Source organism: Pantoea sp. BJ2 (assembly GCF_040255075.1).
Taxonomy (GTDB): Bacteria; Pseudomonadota; Gammaproteobacteria; order Enterobacterales; family Enterobacteriaceae; genus Pantoea; species Pantoea leporis.
This window is the reverse complement of the sequence record NZ_CP158293.1, coordinates 632,482-648,460: the sequence shown is the minus strand read 5'-3', so window position 1 is coordinate 648,460 and position 15,979 is coordinate 632,482. Positions and strand designations below refer to the sequence as shown.

The 15,979-nt window shown below is 56.2% G+C and carries 17 protein-coding genes; 8 read left to right on the top strand and 9 right to left on the bottom strand.

From position 1 onward, the window contains the following. Positions 1-36: 36 nt before the first annotated feature. Entirely contained in the window at positions 37-258 is a 222-nt protein-coding gene (locus AAF463_RS22510) for an MbtH family protein (RefSeq protein ID WP_350262146.1), read from the bottom strand. Next, a complete protein-coding gene (fes, locus tag AAF463_RS22505) occupies positions 251-1,609 on the bottom strand; it encodes an enterochelin esterase (protein WP_350262145.1) in 1,359 nt (452 codons plus the stop codon). The genes AAF463_RS22510 and fes overlap by 8 nt, the downstream gene beginning before the upstream one ends. Positions 1,610-1,887: 278 nt before the next feature. Here fes and AAF463_RS22500 point away from each other — a divergent pair, with 278 nt between their 5' ends. Together AAF463_RS22500 and AAF463_RS22495 are read left to right on the top strand one after the other, a co-directional pair. Then, complete coding sequence (locus tag AAF463_RS22500; RefSeq protein WP_350262144.1) at positions 1,888-4,074, top strand: TonB-dependent siderophore receptor; 2,187 nt, start codon at positions 1,888-1,890, stop codon at positions 4,072-4,074. 173 nt (positions 4,075-4,247) lie between these two features. Next, the gene (locus AAF463_RS22495; RefSeq protein WP_101761737.1) at positions 4,248-4,733 is read left to right on the top strand and encodes a hypothetical protein; all 486 of its coding nucleotides are present in this window, start codon (positions 4,248-4,250) and stop codon (positions 4,731-4,733) included. 69 nt (positions 4,734-4,802) lie between these two features. On the opposite strand, the gene AAF463_RS22490 is transcribed toward AAF463_RS22495, so the two are convergent. Further along, complete coding sequence (locus AAF463_RS22490) at positions 4,803-5,432, bottom strand: LysE family translocator (RefSeq protein ID WP_350262143.1); 630 nt, start codon at positions 5,430-5,432, stop codon at positions 4,803-4,805. Positions 5,433-5,525: 93 nt separating this feature from the next. Continuing rightward, positions 5,526-5,837: a PTS lactose/cellobiose transporter subunit IIA gene (locus AAF463_RS22485; RefSeq protein ID WP_110866737.1), complete on the bottom strand. Its 312-nt coding sequence runs from the start codon at positions 5,835-5,837 to the stop codon at positions 5,526-5,528. A gap of 168 nt (positions 5,838-6,005) precedes the next feature. Here AAF463_RS22485 and AAF463_RS22480 point away from each other — a divergent pair, with 168 nt between their 5' ends. The 4 genes from AAF463_RS22480 (at position 6,006) to AAF463_RS22465 (ending at position 9,956) form a co-directional block, all read left to right on the top strand. Then, positions 6,006-7,340, top strand: coding sequence for a PTS transporter subunit EIIC (locus AAF463_RS22480; protein ID WP_110866738.1), 1,335 nt, complete (start codon positions 6,006-6,008; stop codon positions 7,338-7,340). 9 nt (positions 7,341-7,349) lie between these two features. Beyond that, positions 7,350-8,777 (top strand): glycoside hydrolase family 1 protein, encoded by a 1,428-nt coding sequence (locus AAF463_RS22475; RefSeq protein WP_271460521.1) that lies wholly within the window; start codon positions 7,350-7,352, stop codon positions 8,775-8,777. A gap of 9 nt (positions 8,778-8,786) precedes the next feature. After that, a complete protein-coding gene (locus tag AAF463_RS22470; protein WP_008110135.1) occupies positions 8,787-9,104 on the top strand; it encodes a PTS sugar transporter subunit IIB in 318 nt (105 codons plus the stop codon). Positions 9,105-9,182: 78 nt separating this feature from the next. Beyond that, the gene (locus AAF463_RS22465) at positions 9,183-9,956 is read left to right on the top strand and encodes an FCD domain-containing protein (RefSeq protein ID WP_036650080.1); all 774 of its coding nucleotides are present in this window, start codon (positions 9,183-9,185) and stop codon (positions 9,954-9,956) included. A 241-nt stretch (positions 9,957-10,197) separates the two neighbouring features. Here the strand turns inward: AAF463_RS22465 and AAF463_RS22460 are convergent, their stop codons facing one another. Further along, entirely contained in the window at positions 10,198-11,118 is a 921-nt protein-coding gene (locus AAF463_RS22460) for a LysR family transcriptional regulator (RefSeq protein WP_101761732.1), read from the bottom strand. A 142-nt stretch (positions 11,119-11,260) separates the two neighbouring features. On the opposite strand from AAF463_RS22460, the gene AAF463_RS22455 reads away from it, so the two are divergent. Then, entirely contained in the window at positions 11,261-12,262 is a 1,002-nt protein-coding gene (locus tag AAF463_RS22455; protein WP_350262142.1) for a zinc-binding alcohol dehydrogenase family protein, read from the top strand. Between the two features lie 115 nt (positions 12,263-12,377). Beyond that, positions 12,378-13,031 (top strand): oxygen-insensitive NAD(P)H nitroreductase, encoded by a 654-nt coding sequence (gene nfsB / locus AAF463_RS22450; RefSeq protein ID WP_350262141.1) that lies wholly within the window; start codon positions 12,378-12,380, stop codon positions 13,029-13,031. 73 nt (positions 13,032-13,104) lie between these two features. Here the strand turns inward: nfsB and AAF463_RS22445 are convergent, their stop codons facing one another. Genes AAF463_RS22445 through AAF463_RS22430 form a run of 4 tightly spaced genes read right to left on the bottom strand, consistent with a single transcriptional unit; the run spans position 13,105 to position 15,923 of the window. Then, the gene (locus tag AAF463_RS22445) at positions 13,105-13,587 is read right to left on the bottom strand and encodes an ATP-binding protein (protein WP_350262140.1); all 483 of its coding nucleotides are present in this window, start codon (positions 13,585-13,587) and stop codon (positions 13,105-13,107) included. Continuing rightward, complete coding sequence (locus AAF463_RS22440) at positions 13,584-14,468, bottom strand: HAMP domain-containing protein (protein ID WP_350262139.1); 885 nt, start codon at positions 14,466-14,468, stop codon at positions 13,584-13,586. Before AAF463_RS22440 ends, AAF463_RS22445 begins: the two co-directional genes overlap by 4 nt. Continuing rightward, entirely contained in the window at positions 14,465-15,139 is a 675-nt protein-coding gene (locus AAF463_RS22435; protein WP_350262138.1) for a heavy metal response regulator transcription factor, read from the bottom strand. The genes AAF463_RS22440 and AAF463_RS22435 overlap by 4 nt, the downstream gene beginning before the upstream one ends. 22 nt (positions 15,140-15,161) lie before the next feature. Next, on the bottom strand, positions 15,162-15,923 hold the full coding sequence (locus AAF463_RS22430; protein ID WP_350262137.1) for an alpha/beta hydrolase: 762 nt from the start codon (positions 15,921-15,923) through the stop codon (positions 15,162-15,164). Positions 15,924-15,979 lie beyond the last annotated feature (56 nt).

The following is a 15,979-nucleotide window of genomic DNA, read 5'->3' as shown; positions in this document are numbered from 1 at the left end:
GAGAAAACAATTTAAAAAAGAGAAAGTTAAAAAAATTTAATGCGCGGTAGACGACGTCTGTTGCGTCGCTGGCCGCATGTCGTGCCAGTTTGCTTCGATAAACTCAATGGCGGCGCTGCGCGTCAGCGGTCCCGCCACGTTGTGCCAACCTGCCGGAACCGGGGCAAAAGCCGGCCACAGGCTGTACTGCTGGCGCGTGTTAAGTAGCACCAGAAAATCGAGCGCGTCGTTATCAAACGGATTCTGTTGTTCAGACATGGTGGTTACCTTCAGAGGTTGATGTAGGGGAGAGAAAATCGGCCAGCAGCCAGCGGCAGCCGTCGATCAAACCGCCACGCCAGCACAACGCATCGTGCCCTCCGGCGAAGCGGCGAAAATGTAATTCATGGCCTGCGGCTTGCAGCGCCGGGACGATCTGCTGGTTGACGTACACCATGTCCGCCTCGCGATCGCCCACTTCTTGGAAAATTTTCAGCTTGCCCGGCGGTAAGTCGCCCTGTTGCAGCTGCTCCAGTAGCAAACCGGGTGCGTGCTGCTCGCGGTTGGCGTAGTCGCGGATGTATTGCAGATGCGGCCACCAGAAGGAGCCGGATTGCGTGAGAATGCGGCCAAAACGCTGCGGCCAGTGCAAACCGGCATAGAGCGCGGCGAGTCCGCCATAGCTTTGCCCGACCACCAGCGTGCGGTCGGCGTCGCTGCTGAACGCCGCGTGCTGGCGTGCCAGCGGTAACAGTTCCTGCTGCACCGCCTGCCAGAAAGTTTCATTGCACGGCAATTCGGCTTCGCGGTGCTGGCTGTCGATGACATCGATAAATAGCCAGCAGGCAGGCGGCAGTGTGCCATCGGCGGTGACCTGATCCAGCGCGCTGAAAATCGGTTGGCCGTACACCCAGTTTTGTCCATCGAGCAGGATTGCCAGCGGACGCTGTTCGGGCTGAGCGGTTGCACCGGTGCTATAAAGCCAGACGTTGCGCGTGACGTTGAGCAACGCGCTGTGCCACTGCAGGGTTTGCAGCGTATCCGGCCAGGTTTCCGCCATGCCGGCATCCAGCGCGCGCCAGGCCGATTGATCCGGCGCATCCGGCATGTGCGCGTTGCTCAGCGCAAAACGGCGACTGCTGAGAAACGGCGGCGTGGGATTGAATTTGTCGGGGATCGCTAGCGGCATCAGCGAGATCCACCACTTACGCTGCAGCGCGCGGCATTCGGCATCATCGCCACAAAACAGCGGCGGTAACTGCTGCGCGGTGGCGGGGATCAGGCTGTAACTGCCGCGCCAGTCAGATTCAATGGCGGTCGACCAATGCCAGACGTTGCTGTCGCCGACGCGCACCAGACTTTCTGGCGCTTCGCTGTGGTGATCGGTGACGCCGTTAATATCGATATAAACCCGTTCAGTGGAAGAACGTGCGGAATGTCCTTCGGGATCGCGCCAGAAGAAGTGCATGGTCGTTTGACCGCTTTCGTCACGCTCCACCAGCGGCGTACCTACCGCATACAGCCGCTGCCACCAGCTTTCGCTTCCTATTTCGGCCTGCTGCAACCATTGCGCAACTGTTCCGGCGGGCAACCACGTCTGCGTCGTATTTTCTGCGCTTGTTAGAAACATCCTGCAACCCATCTCCACATTTTGTTCACTGTCTTTACTTAATAAAAGCTAATGCAAATGCTATTGATAACGATTTACATTTGCAATATGATTTTTCGTGCCTGATAAACCTTCGTAATTTCAGTGGATTATTTTGTGAAGGACGTCACGCGGGGAGATTAGGACCGTCAATTACGCAAGAGATTAATATTTCAATCCGTTACGGCCCTTGTCGTAGGGTGAGGGCGACTGAACGGATTATTTCATTTACAAGGCAGTTTGAAATAGAGATGGCAACTATGTCCGTTAACGCTAAAAATTCAGCAATACCTGCTGTGGTACGGCAATTCAGATTCAATCCTCTGTACCTTTCTCTGGCCTCAATTTTATTGGTGACACCAGCCGCCTTCAGCCTGGCTGCCGAAGAGACCCTAACCGTCAACGCCGACACGCGTGAAAGTGTGACTTCGCCGCTGCAGGGCTACGTGGCGAAAGAGAGCGCGGCAGGCACCAAAACCGCTACGCCGCTGCGCAAAACCCCGCAATCCATTTCGGTGATTACCCGCGAGCAGATGGACGATCAGGCTGCGGCCTCCGTCGCCGATGCGCTGAGCTACAGCAGCGGCGTGTTGACCAACTATCGCGGTAACTCCAACCGTAATGATGAGATCATCGCGCGCGGTTTCCGCTACGCGCCAAAATTCCTTGATGGCCTGAGCTACGGTTTATCCGGCCAGGCGGGCGCAGCGGGGCAGATCGATCCCTGGTTGCTGGAGCGCGTAGAGATGATCCACGGCCCAGCTTCTGTGCTGTACGGCCAGGTGAATCCGGGCGGTATCGTGGCAATGACCAGCAAGCGCCCGACCGCGCAGAGCATTCACAAAGTACAGCTCAGCACCGGCAATCAGCATTTGGGTGAAGCGGCGTTTGATTTTGGCGGCAAGCTGAATGATGACAACACGCTGTTTTACCGCCTGAACGGTATTGCCAGCACCAAACATGAGTTCGTTAAGGACAACAAACAGCAGCGCATGGCGATTGCGCCAGCGATAACCTGGCTGCCGAACGCAGACACCAGTTTCACGCTGCTGACGATGTATCAAAATGAGCCGAAAGCGGGATACCGTAACTTCCTGCCGGCCAGCGGTACGTTGAAAGAGAGCAGCGCGGGCTTTATCCCTTACGATTTCAACGTCAGCGATCCAAGCTTTAACGAAGCCAAGCGCGAACAGACGTCGATTGGCTATATCTTCGAGCACAATTTAAGCGATAACATCAGCTTCACGCAGAATCTGCGCTACAGCAACATGGACGAATCGTACAAATATCTGGTGTATACCTTTGATGCCGATAACGATCACTCCATCAATCGTCGTCCGCAGCATGACAAGATCAAGTCGAAAGAGTTGGGTCTTGATAACCAGCTGAAAGCCACCTTTGAAACCGGCAACATCGCGCACACCGTGCTCGGCGGGCTCGATTACAAGTGGAGCGACGTCGATAACAAACTGTGGCGCGACAGCGGCGATCAGTACATCCTCGACTGGGCGAATCCGACGCGCATCAGGATCAACGAGAGCGATTTGACGCTCACCACCAGCACGCGCAAGAAGCTCGATCAGGTGGGTGTTTATCTGCAGGATCAGCTGGAGTGGGATCAGTGGAACCTGCTGCTCTCCGGACGTCACGACTGGAGCGAAGTGCGCACGGAGGATCGCACCGACGACAGCCAAACTCAGCAGAATGACAACAAGTTCACTGGCCGCGCGGGTCTGCTGTATGCCTTCGATAACGGCATTTCACCGTACGTCAGCTACAGCACTTCCTTCGAGCCGAACCTCAACAGCGGCGCGCCAGGCACCGATCCGTTCAAACCGACCACCGGCGAACAGACCGAAGTCGGCGTGAAGTATCAGCCGGTGGGTTGGGATGCGGTGTTTACCGTGTCAGCGTTTGATATCACGCAGAAAAACATCACCGCTTATAACAGCGTGACCGGCTACAACGAGCAGATTGGTAAAGTGCGTTCGAAGGGCATCGAAACCGAAGCGCATGCGCAGATCACGCCAGAGATCAAACTGTTAGCGGCCTATACCTACACCGATGCGGTGACCAAAGAGAGCAGCATCACGCAGCGCATCGGCCATTCACCGTCGAGCATTCCGCGTCATGCGGCGTCGGCGTGGGGCAGCTATACCTTCCTTGATGGCGTGCTGAGCGGCTTAACGCTGGGCAGCGGCGTACGTTATACCGGCACCGCGCCAGCGGATGAAATTGGCGTCGACAAAGTACCGCATTACACCTTGTATGATGCGATGGCCAAGTATGAGCTGGGCGAAGCGGCGAACTCGCTGCGTGGCACCACGCTGCAGCTGAACGTCAACAACATCGCGGATAAGCACTACGTGGCGTCATGCAGTAACGAAAGTGCCTGCTTCTACGGCAGCGGTCGCACCATTGTGGCTTCGGTCAGCTACAGCTGGTAATTCCCTCCGGCGGCCTGCGTGGCCGCCGTTTCGTTTCGCATTCCGTGCGACGCGCTTTTCAGCCAGGTATTTATTAAGCGGTTTTCGGAAAATACTGTATTTGTGTGACTGTCATCACTCTGCAAGTCACGTTAAAATACGCGCTTCTCATTTAGCAGGGGTTTTTCGTCACGATGTTATCGCGCTTCACTTTAGCCACTTTGATGGCAACAATCATGCTCACCGGCTGCGCCCGCCTTGCCGCCGTTACTGGTACATCTCATGACAGCACTGCGACTGCGGACGCATCCGCCGCTCAGCCTGCAACCGGCGCGCCAATCGACAATAATGATTCGCCTTCTCCATTCGAGACCGGCCCAACGGTGATTAACGTTTCACACCTGGTGACGCGTACCGATGACGGTTCTTCTGTCTATGTGACGGTAGATGGTCAGGATGCGGGGCTGCTGAAGAAGGGTGAAAAACGAGAAATTCGTGTTGCGCCAGGTAAACACCAGATTGGTGGTTACGTGCAGACGCTGTTTGGTTTTGGCAAAGTGACCATCGCATCCGTGGATGTCACCACCGATCCGAACAGCCCGAAAAACGTGGTCTATTCTGTAACGCGGCAGAAGCCCGCGTTCAGCGAAACCGACGCCACGCCGCCGAATAATTCCTGATGTATGGGTGCGCATAAATGCGCACCAGTATGTTTTTTTCAGGTCGCCATTGATGGCGACCTGCCCACATCAACTCCGGCTAAACACCAGTTTCAATCCCGCAACTGTGAAGCAGCAAGCCAGCAGCGCATCCAGCCCACGACGGATGCGGCGATAGAAGGCCGTCATCACCGCAGTGGAAAACAGCAGCCTGTAACCGCCAAACACCAGCACACAAATTGCCGCGCAGCCCGCAATAATCATCGGTAAGGTTGATGCCGCCGCACCCGGTTTTAACGCCACCGACATGATCGCTACCCACGTCAAAATCGCTTTAGGATTGCCGACGTGCATCAAAATGCCCTGACGAAACATTCTGCCGAAGCGCGCTTTTTCGCTGACCGGTGCGAATTCACTGGCATCTGGCCGACGCAGCGCCGATTTCCCTGCCTTGAACGCCAGCCACAGCAGATACAATCCGCCGCCAATCTTCAGCACAATCAGCAGTTGCGCAAAGGTGGCCAGCACGGTGAGAACCCCGCAAGCCGCCAGCAGCGCCCACATCATTGAACCGCCAATCACGCCGCTCGCTAATGCCAGTGCCGCGCCGCGTCCCTGTTTCATCGCCGTGCCCATAATCGCCATATTGCTCGGGCCGGGACTGGCGGTAGCGACGAAATAGGTGGTGTAGATAAGAATCAGTTCATGTGACAGCGCCAAAGGTTCCTCTGCGATGGCGGAAGTGAACCAATGTTATATCGCCTGAAGCTGCATTCTTCCAGAATGGTTTAACTATTCATCCTTGCTGCATCCTTACTCCCCATGCAACTCCTTCCTTAACAGCACCAACTCGCCCGCCAAATCGCGGCACAGCATCGCCGTCATCAGATGATCCTGCGCATGCACCAAAATTAGCGTAACCGGCACTTTGCCGCTGCCTTCATCGGCGCCAATCAATGCGGTCTGGATTTTATGCGCGGCTTTCGCGGCCTCGTCGGATGCCGCTAAAGCCTCGTCCGCCCCTTGCCAGTCAGCTTTACGCGCTTGCTGGATCGCCATCATGGCTTGCGATCGCGCCTCACCGGCATTGATCAGCAACTCCATCATCGTTTGTTCAAAATCCATATCCGCCTCACTTATTGGTATGCCAAATTGGTAATAACGACGCTACCGGAATACCAAAAAGGAGTTCCGCGAGCATGATCACAGAAATTAACGGCGGATATCGCCATTTTGGTATGCCACGAACCATCAAGCTGATGCATAACACCTAAAACCGCTGAGGGTTGACCAATGTCTCTACAGGAACGTCTTATCGATTCACTGGGTAGCTTTGCCACGCGATTCAACAGCTACCGCTACATCATGGCGATCAAAGCCTCGTTTATTACGCTGATGCCGGTGATCATCGTCGGCGCGTTTTCGGTGCTGATTTCCAACATGGTGCTGGACCCGAAAAATGGCCTCGCCAGTTTCTCTGCGCTGTCGTTTCTCGCCGATCTGAAACCGATCACCAGTAGCATTAACTACGCCACGCTGAGCTTTCTGAATATCGGCGCGGTGTTTCTGATTGGTATCGAACTGGGCCGCATCAACGGCATTAAAACGCTGTTTCCCGGCCTGCTGGCGATCATCTGCTTCATCTCGGTGACGCCCACCACGCTGCAAATGCTGGTGGATGGCCAGATGCAGGTGGTAACCGATGTGCTGGCGAAACAGTTCTCCGATACCAAAAGTCTGTTCCTCGGCATGTTTATCGCCATTCTGTCGGTGGAGATTTACTGCCGGCTGGAGCAGGTTGAACGGCTAAAAATCAAAATGCCGGATACCGTGCCGCCGAACGTTGCCGCGTCATTTTCCGCGCTGATTCCGTCGATCATCACCGTTACGCTGGTTGCCACCTTTGGCTTCATCTTCCATCAGATCACCGGCATGTACCTGTACGACGCAGTGTACAAAGTGGTGCAGCAGCCGCTGGAATCGGTGGTGCAGAGCTTGTGGGGCATTCTGCTGCTGATGTTTGTTGCCCAGCTGTTCTGGGTGATTGGTATTCATGGCAACCAGATGGTGAAACCGATTCGTGAGCCGCTGCTGCTGGGGGCGATTCTGGTCAACATGAACGCCTTCGAGCAGGGTAAGGAAGCGCCAAACATCATCACCATGCCATTCTGGGACGTGTACATGAGCATCGGCGGTTCCGGCCTGACTATCGGGCTTTTAACCGCCGTGATGATTGCCACCAAACGCAAAGAGATGCGTGAAATCGCCAAACTGTCGTTTGGACCTGGCTTATTCAACATCAATGAGCCGGTGATTTTTGGTATGCCGATCATGCTCAACCCCATTCTTGCCATTCCCTTCATCATCACCCCGCTGGTAACCGGTTCGATTGGCTATTTCGCCACGGTGATGGGCTTTGCCGGCAAAGCGGTGGTGATGGTTCCCTGGACTACGCCGCCGATCATCAATGCGTGGCTTTCTACCGCCGGTTCGATGGGCGCGGTGGTTACGCAAATCATCTGCATTGTAGTTTCTGTGTTGATTTATCTGCCTTTTGTCAAAGTGGCCGCGCGTCGCGCCGAAGCGGCTGAAGCGAAAAATCTGCAGGCCGAACTGGCACAAAATTAAGGAGAATCTATGAGTAAGCACACTATTGCGCTGCCGCAAGGCTTTATTCTCGGCGCGGCGGCATCGGCCTGGCAAACCGAAGGCTGGAGCGGCAAAAAAGCCGGCCAGGATTCGTATCTGGATGCCTGGTATCAGCAGGATCGCCACGTCTGGCATAACGGCTATGGACCGGCGGTAGCAACGGATTTTATCAACCGCTTCCGCGAAGACGTGGCGCTGATGAAAGCGGCGGGGCTGACGCACTATCGCACCTCGATCAACTGGTCGCGTTTTCTCACCGACTATGAAAACGCGGTGGTTGACGAGGAGTACGCGGCCTACTACGACCAGCTGATTGATGAGATGCAGCGACAGGGCATTGAACTGATGTTGTGTCTCGAACATTACGAACTGCCGCTGCAGTTGCTGGAGGAGTATGGCGGCTGGCAATCAAAACATGTGGTTGAGCTTTTTACCCGCTATGCCGAGAAGGTGTTTGCCCGCTACGCCGGAAAAGTGACGCGCTGGTTTGTTTTCAATGAGCCGATTGTGGTGCAGACGCGCGTCTATCTTGATGCGCTGCGCTGGCCGTATGAACAGAACACCCATAAGTGGATGCAGTGGAATCATCATAAAAATCTCGCCACGGCGAAGGTGGTCAAGCTGTTCCGCCAGCAGGGTTACGCCGGCACGGTGGGCACCATTCTCAATCCGGAAGTGACCTATCCGCGCTCTTCGGCGGCGCACGATGTTAAAGCCGCAAAAATCTACGATCTGTTTTACAACCGGGTGTTTCTCGATCCGGCAATCAAAGGCGTTTATCCAGCGGAATTACTGCAGCTGCTGGATAAACATGAGGTGCAGTGGGATGCGACCGAGGAAGAGCTGGCGATCATCGCCGCCAACACCGTCGATGAAGTGGGGCTGAATCTTTACTATCCGCATCGTGTTAAAGCGCCTTCACGCGCCTGGCATCCGGAGACGCCGTTCCATCCGGCCTTTTACTACGAACATTTTGAGCTGCCGGGCCGCCGCATGAACAGCTCGCGCGGCTGGGAAATTCAGCCGCGCATTGTTTTCGACATGGCGCAGCGCATGAAAGAGGAGTACGGCAATCTGCCGTGGTTTGTGGCCGAGAGCGGCATGGGCATTGAGAACGAAGCGCAGTTTAAGGATGCGCAGGGCGAAATTCAGGACGACTACCGCATCAACTTTATTGCTGAACATCTCTACCAGGCGGTGCGTGCGCGTGAAGCGGGCAGCAACTGTCAGGGCTACATGCTGTGGGCGTTCACCGACAACGTTTCACCAATGAACGCCTTCAAAAACCGCTACGGACTGATCGAGATCGACCTCGACAACCAGCGGCAGCGGCGGATGAAGAAATCCGCGCACTGGTTCCGTCAATTGCGCGACACCCAGCAATTGACCCTCAACATTGACGATGAAGCCAAATAAGGACCACCAATGAAACGCATTATTCTGGCCTGCGCAGCAGGCATGTCGACTTCGATGTTAGTCACCCGCATTGAGAAAGAGGCGGTAGCACGCGGTCTTGAGTATCAGATCTACGCTATTCCGGAACAGAACCTGCGTGAAGAGTTACAAAACTACGGTCAGGACGTGGTGGTGGTGCTTTTGGGACCGCAGGTGCGCTTTAAGCTGGAGGAGAATAAAAAGCTGACCGACAGCTATCAGCTGCCGATTGCGGTGATCGATACCGTGGCTTACGGCACGTTGAATGGTGCAAAGGTACTCGATCAGGCACTGGCTTTGGTACACTAGCGCCCAGATAGCAGTCAGGCTCCGGCTCGCACAGGATGCGGCCGGGCCGAATGCACCATGATGCAAAAGGGTGAGAGCGTGGAAAAAGCCGAAGCGCCACAAGAGAAAAAGCAGTATCAGGAAATTGGTCAGCATCTGCGTCAGCAAATCCTTGATGGTCATTATCCGGTTGGATCACGACTGCCGCCAGAGCGGCAGTTGGCCGAAACCTGGGGCGTGAGCCGCACCATTGTGCGTGAAGCGTTGCTAATGCTGGAGCTGGAAGGCACGGTGGATATTCGTCAAAGTTCTGGCGTTTACGTGATGCGCATTCCTTCGGAAAGCGAGGATGCGGAAGAGGCCTTTTTCCGCAGCGATGTCGGCCCGTTCGAGATGTTGCAGGCGCGTCAGCTGCTGGAGAGCAACATCGCGGCCTTCGCCGCCAAAATGGCCACCAAAGCCGATATTGAAAACCTGCGCCGCACGCTGGAGCAAGAGCAGCGCGCCATCGCACTCAACGACAGCAGCCAGGATAACGACAAGTTATTTCATCTGCTACTGGCAGGCGCGACGCAAAATCAGATGCTGCTCGATACCGTTACCAGCGTCTGGCGTCATCACGAAGCCAGCCCGCTCTGGCAGCAACTGCGTCCGCAGTATGAAACCCGCGCCTATCGCCTGAAGTGGCTGGGCGATCATCAAACGATTCTGGCCGCGCTGCGCCGCCGTGATGTGATGGGATCCTGGCAGGCGATGTGGCAGCACCTGGAAAACGTCAAGAACACATTGCTGGAGTTATCCGATGCCGATGCGCCTGATTTTGATGGCTACCTGTTCGAATCCGTGCCGATTTTCCAGGGTAAGTTGATGTGATGAGGTCGCCATTCATGGCGTAATGCCGCTCAGTTAAGCGCCGTATCAAATCACCGCTTCCTCCGTAGCGGCGCGATTTATCGCGCAATGCATTGCGCCGCTACAATGTGTGCTCTCGGTAACTAAGGATTTTCACGTCTTGACTGACGAGCATTACGACCTAAATGCGGGCCCCCGTGTGACAGTAATTACAACGCAGCGCGCAAAGTTCAATGACTAAGCTGCACGATAAATCACGACGCTACTCATGCTGGGTGAGCTTCGCGGTTAACGCACGCAGCGGCGTGCGCAGCACCTCGTGCAGTGCGCGAATCGCTGGGGAAAACTGTTTGCGATGCGGGCAGATAAGGTGCAGCGGCGTGCTTTCGCCCGGCATCTCTGGCATTACGCGCTCCAGCCTGCCGGCTAGCACATCGTCACACACATCAATCCACGATTTATAGGCGATGCCCATGCCGGCGATGGCCCAGCGGCGCGCCACTTCGGCGTCATCACATAGCATGCGGCTTTTCACCGTGATCTGGCGGCGCATGCCATCCTGCGGAAAGGTCCATTTGTCGTAAACGTGGCCGCCCATCATAAACAGCAGGCCATGATGGTGCTGGGCGATCTCCTCCAGCTGTTGCGGGCGACCGTGACGATCAAGGTAATCCGACGACGCCACCATCACGCGGCGATTGTCCTCCGCCAGCGGCAACGCCACGTAGCTGCTGTCTTCCAGCTTGCCGTAGCGAATGGCGATATCCACCGGATCGCGGAACACATCGCTGATCTGGTCGGAAAAGGAGAGCCGCACCGCCAGCGCCGGATGCGCGCGGCAAAAGTCAGTGATCAACGGCAGCAAAATATTGCGACCAATATCCGACGGCAGCGCGATTTTTAGCTCGCCGCTCAGCGCATCTTCATCGCTCTGCAAGCTGTCGGCACCGGCATGCATCAGCGCCAGCATCTCCTGCGCAAAGGGCAGATACTTTTCCCCTTCGGCGGTTAAGCGCAGGCTGCGGGTGGAGCGGGCGAACAAGCGGCGATCCAGTTCCCGCTCCAGCCGCTGAATTGCCGCGCTGACCTGTCCGGGCAGTAAATTCACCTCTCGCGCCGCGCGTGAAAAGCTGCCGAGTGCGGCTGAACGCACAAACAGAGTGACATCTTCCAGTCGGATCATCTTCTTATTCATCGTGGTAGTCAGCAGGGATTTTCACTCTAAGAGTGAAAGTGTTCACCTGCAACTGGCATTTTTCATTGCGCTGCGGACCGCTATGCTGAATTTACTTCACCAAACCTGCTGATGAATAAGGATCTGCCTGATGAAAGCCATTGTTTATAGCCAAAACGGTTTACCGATTTCCGATGAAAATGCGCTGTATGAGCTTGAGGTTGATAAGCCAACGCCGGGCGCGCGCGATCTGCTGGTAAAAATTCACGCCATTGCGGTGAATCCGGTGGACACCAAAGTGCGCGCCGGTGCGCCAACCGATCAGCCGCGCATTCTGGGTTGGGATGCGGTAGGCGTGGTGGAAGCAGTGGGCGCAGACGTCACGCTGTTCCAGCCGGGCGACGAGGTGTTTTATGCTGGTGATATCACGCGCGCCGGCAGCTATGCCGAATATGGGCTGGTGGATGAACGCCTCGCCGGGCACAAACCGCGTTCACTGAATGACGCCGATGCCGCCGCGCTGCCGCTGACCTCGCTGACTGCGTGGGAACTGCTGTTTGATCGTCTTGAGGTACAAGCCGATGACAACGCCGCGCTACTGATTATTGGCGCAGGTGGCGGCGTCGGTTCCATATTGACGCAACTCGCCAGCAAGCTAACCAAATTGACGGTGATCGGCACCGCTTCCCGCCCGGAAACGGCGGATTGGGTGCGTTCACTCGGTGCGCACCATGTGATTGATCATTCTCAACCGCTGGGCGAACAGCTGGCGGCGATTGGACATAAAGAGGTGCGCTATGTCGCCTCGCTGACGCACACCGACAGCTATTACGATCAGCTGATTGATGCGCTCGCGCCGCAGGGCAAGCTGGCGTTGATCGACGATCCTGAGATGCTGGATGCGGTGCCGCTGAAGCGCAAAGCGATTTCACTGCACTGGGAATTGATGTTCACCCGTTCGCTGTTCCATACCACCGATATGCAGCGCCAACATGAGATTCTGCAGCGCGTGAGCCAGCTGATTGATGACAAAACGCTGCAAACCACCGCCGGCGAACATCACGGCATTATCAATGCCGCCAATTTGCGCAAGGCGCATGCGCTGATTGAGAGCGGTCGCGCACGCGGTAAGATCGTATTGAGCGGGTTTTAACCAAATTAACGCAATAAATGATGCAAACCACGCGCAATAAATTGCGCCGCTACGGATATCCGCACACTTGTGTAGCGGCGCGATTTATCGCGCTACAAAGAAAAAGGAATAGGCCATGACACTCAATGATGCAGTCGCTCGTCGTCACACTGTAAAAGCCTTTGAACAAGGTAAAAGCCTGCCGCAGGATGAAATCGAAACCCTGCTGAACGTGCTGCGCAACAGCCCGTCATCTGTGAACTCGCAGCCGTGGCATTTTGTGGTGGCGTCAACCGAAGCGGGTCGCGAGCAAATCGCCGCATCCACCGATGGCGCCTTTGCCTATAACAGCCCGAAAGTGCGCAATGCCTCGCATGTTATCGCGCTGTGCATGCGCACCGATCTGAATGAAGCGCATTTGCAGAACGTGCTCGATCAGGAAGATGCTGATGGCCGTTACGCCAAGCCGGAAAGCAAAGCGAACAATGACATGGTGCGTCGCAGCTATGTCGATATGCATCGCTATGAATCACGCGATGTTCCGCAGTGGATGGAAAAGCAGGTTTACCTGGCGTTGGGCGGATTGTTGCTGGGCGCAGCGATGTTGGGCATTGATGCCACACCGATGGAAGGTTTTGACCAGCGCGCGCTGGATCAGGCACTGGGCCTGCGTGAGAAAGGCTTTACCAGCGTGGTGCTGGTGTCGCTGGGCTATCGCAGCGATGCGGATTTCAACGCCGCGCTGCCGAAATCACGTTTGCCACGTGACGAGATTTTTACCTTTATTTAAATATTTCGCGCAATAAATTGCGCCGCTACGGATGGACGCACGTTTCTGTAGCGGCGCGATTTATCGCGCAAGATCAATACGGAAACCGCAACGTAAAACGGTTCACACCCTGCTCGCTATGCATCTCACAACTTCCCTGATGCAAACGCATAATGCTGCGCACAATCGATAAGCCCAAACCGCTGCTGCCCTGATGTCGTGAGCTATCGGCGCGCCAGAAACGATCAAAAATGCGCGCCTGCTGTTCCTCACTTAATGCCGGGCCGTGGTTTTCCACTGTCAACGAATGGTCCTGATTAAACACGCGAATGGTTGAGTTTTGGTCGCCATAGCGCAGCGCGTTGGCGATCAAATTGGCCAGCGCGCGTTGCAGCAGTTGCGGATCGGCGCGCAGTTCGCCGTGTAGCGCCATCTCCAGCCGCATCGACTGCTCTTCCACCATGCCGTCAAAGTAGTCCTGCAACTTCTCGCCGAGCAGCGCCAGATCGATGTTCTGCCAATCCATTGCCTGGCTGGCATCTTCCGCTTTGGCGAGAAACAGCATGTTATCAATCATCTTCGCCAGCCGTTCCAGCTCCTCGTAATTGGATCCGAGCAGCGCCTGATAATCGCAACGCTGCGCTTTTGACTCAGCGCCACTTCGGTTTGGCCGATCAGCGTACTAATCGGCGTGCGCAGGTCGTGCGCCATATCGGCAGAAACCTGGCTCAACTGCTGATAACCCAATTCAAGGCGACTCAACATCTGATTAAACGCCGCCACCAGCGGCTGCAATTCCACCGCTGCCTGTTCAGGCATGCGCTGCGACAAATGGCGCACGTCAATCGCATCCGCCTGCGCCGCCAAACGACGCAGCGGGGTTAAAGCGCGCCGCACCAGCCAGATGCTGATCGCCGCCACCAGCAAGGCCGCCAGCGCGCTGGCGAGGATGATTTGATCGCGATAACCGTTGAGCGTTTGCGTGCGGTCGCTCATCAGGCGGCCGGTGATGATCTCAATCTGGCCGTTGCCATCGCGCGTTGGCGCCAGCGCGGCCGCTGAGATAAACGGCGTGCCGTCAGCGGCGGCGAGATGATGCACCGACGACAGCGCCAGCGGTTGATCGGCTGGAACCGGCGTAATCGCCGGGACCGGACGCTGGCCGGGATTGACCACAATCAGCGGCGGCTGGCCGGGGACACGCAGCACCAATAACGATTCGGTATTGCCGAGCATATTGGCGAACAGACGGGGTTTTTGCTGGATCAGCGTAAGCGCATCTTCATCGCGCAGCAGCGTGCGAATCTGATCGATGCGCGTCAGCAGCGCCGCGTCGTCGCGCACGCCAATCTGCGTCGTCAGCGAGTGATAAAGCGCGATGCCGCTGAGGGAGAAAATGACAATCACCGTGGCGCTCAGCAGCAGCGACAGGCGCGTGGCGAGAGACCGGGTTTTCATAATTCAGCTTCACAGCGGTAACCTACGCCGTGCACGGTGTGAATCAGCGGCTGGGCAAACGGGCCATCAATTTTCTGCCGCAGGCGTTTCACCGCCACATCCACCACGTTGGTGTCGCTGTCGAAATTCATGTCCCACACGCGTGAGGCGATCACGGTGCGCGTCAGCACTTCGCCGGGATGCAGCAGGAAGAGATGCAGCAGGTTGAACTCTTTGTTGGTGAGATCAATGCGCTGACCGCCGCGCTCAACGCGACGTTTCAGGATATCCAGTTGCAGATCGGCCAGCTGGAGAACATCCGGCAACTTCTGCTGAGCGCCGCGCCGCAGTTGGGTGCGCACGCGCGCCAGCAGTTCGGCGAACGAAAAGGGCTTGACCAGATAATCATCAGCGCCCAATTCCAGCCCTTTGATGCGATCCTCCAGCGTGCCTTTAGCGGTGAGGAAAATCACCGGCGTGTGGATCTGCTTATCCAGCGCCGCCATCACGTGCCAGCCGTCGATGCCGGGCATCATTACGTCGAGCAGAATCAAATCGTAATGATGCTCCTGCGCGTAGAACAAGCCATCCTGTCCGTTTTCCGCCACATCAACGATAAATCCCGCTTCGGTCAATCCTTTGCGCATGTAATCGCGCGCTTTGGCTTCATCTTCAATCACCAAAATTTTCATGCGCTTCTCCGCGGGAGGGGTTTCAGGGCTGGGCGTGTAACGCGGCTTGCTCGATCAACTTCGCGACGTCGTCAGGATGCGATTGATACACCGAATGGCTGGCGCCGGCAATCTCCACCGTGTGGCTGTGCGCGCGTTTGGCGTACATGCGCTCCAGATCGGGACTGATGATTTTGTCAGCTTTCGCCACCATGTACCAGCTAGGCTTGGTCTTCCACGCCGGGTCAGAAATGTTGGCGGTGAACACGGCGGAGTTTGTGGGCATCTGCGCGTGCGCTTCAAAATCAGCCTGCGCTGCGGGTAAATCAGCAGCGAAATCGCTGTGATAATTTTCCGGCGCGATGGTCAGATAACCGTCGCTGGATTTAGCAAACGGATGCGCGCTGTTGGGGAATTTCTTGCCGTTGCTGGCTTCGGTTTCACCGTTATCCAGCGCATGCGCCGCGATGTAAACCAGCCCAGCGACTTTGGTGTCGTTACCGGCCTCACTGATGGTCGCGCCGCCGTAGCTGTGACCAACCAGAATCACCGGCCCATTTTGCTGATCGATAATGCGGCGTGTCGCCGTCACATCTTCCTGGAAGCCGGTGAGCGGCTCCTGAACCAGCGTCACGTTGTAGCCGTCATGCGTCAAACGGTCATACACCGGACGCCAGCCTGCACCGCCGACGAACGCGCCGTGCACCAGCACAATATTCTTAACCGGCAGCGCCTGAACCTGCGCCGCGCCGCCGCCGATAGCCAGCAGCATGCCTGCTGCAAGAGTGAGTTTGTTCAATTTCATCGTAATGCTCCAGATGGCAAGGTAGGCCATCAGGGTAAGCAATCGGCTCTGACATC

Coding starts and splice junctions, on each gene's coding strand:
- AAF463_RS22500 (WP_350262144.1), top strand. CDS start 1,888: ATGTCCGTTAACGCTAAAAATTCAGCAATACCTGCTGTGGTACGGCAA.
- AAF463_RS22485 (WP_110866737.1), bottom strand. CDS start 5,837: ATGGATTTTGAACAAACGATGATGGAGTTGCTGATCAATGCCGGTGAG.
- AAF463_RS22455 (WP_350262142.1), top strand. CDS start 11,261: ATGAAAGCCATTGTTTATAGCCAAAACGGTTTACCGATTTCCGATGAA.
- AAF463_RS22440 (WP_350262139.1), bottom strand. CDS start 14,468: ATGAAAACCCGGTCTCTCGCCACGCGCCTGTCGCTGCTGCTGAGCGCC.
- AAF463_RS22435 (WP_350262138.1), bottom strand. CDS start 15,139: ATGAAAATTTTGGTGATTGAAGATGAAGCCAAAGCGCGCGATTACATG.
- nfsB (WP_350262141.1), top strand. CDS start 12,378: ATGACACTCAATGATGCAGTCGCTCGTCGTCACACTGTAAAAGCCTTT.
- AAF463_RS22475 (WP_271460521.1), top strand. CDS start 7,350: ATGAGTAAGCACACTATTGCGCTGCCGCAAGGCTTTATTCTCGGCGCG.
- AAF463_RS22445 (WP_350262140.1), bottom strand. CDS start 13,587: ATGATTGATAACATGCTGTTTCTCGCCAAAGCGGAAGATGCCAGCCAG.
- AAF463_RS22495 (WP_101761737.1), top strand. CDS start 4,248: ATGTTATCGCGCTTCACTTTAGCCACTTTGATGGCAACAATCATGCTC.
- AAF463_RS22470 (WP_008110135.1), top strand. CDS start 8,787: ATGAAACGCATTATTCTGGCCTGCGCAGCAGGCATGTCGACTTCGATG.
- AAF463_RS22480 (WP_110866738.1), top strand. CDS start 6,006: ATGTCTCTACAGGAACGTCTTATCGATTCACTGGGTAGCTTTGCCACG.
- fes (WP_350262145.1), bottom strand. CDS start 1,609: ATGTTTCTAACAAGCGCAGAAAATACGACGCAGACGTGGTTGCCCGCC.
- AAF463_RS22460 (WP_101761732.1), bottom strand. CDS start 11,118: ATGATCCGACTGGAAGATGTCACTCTGTTTGTGCGTTCAGCCGCACTC.
- AAF463_RS22510 (WP_350262146.1), bottom strand. CDS start 258: ATGTCTGAACAACAGAATCCGTTTGATAACGACGCGCTCGATTTTCTG.
- AAF463_RS22430 (WP_350262137.1), bottom strand. CDS start 15,923: ATGAAATTGAACAAACTCACTCTTGCAGCAGGCATGCTGCTGGCTATC.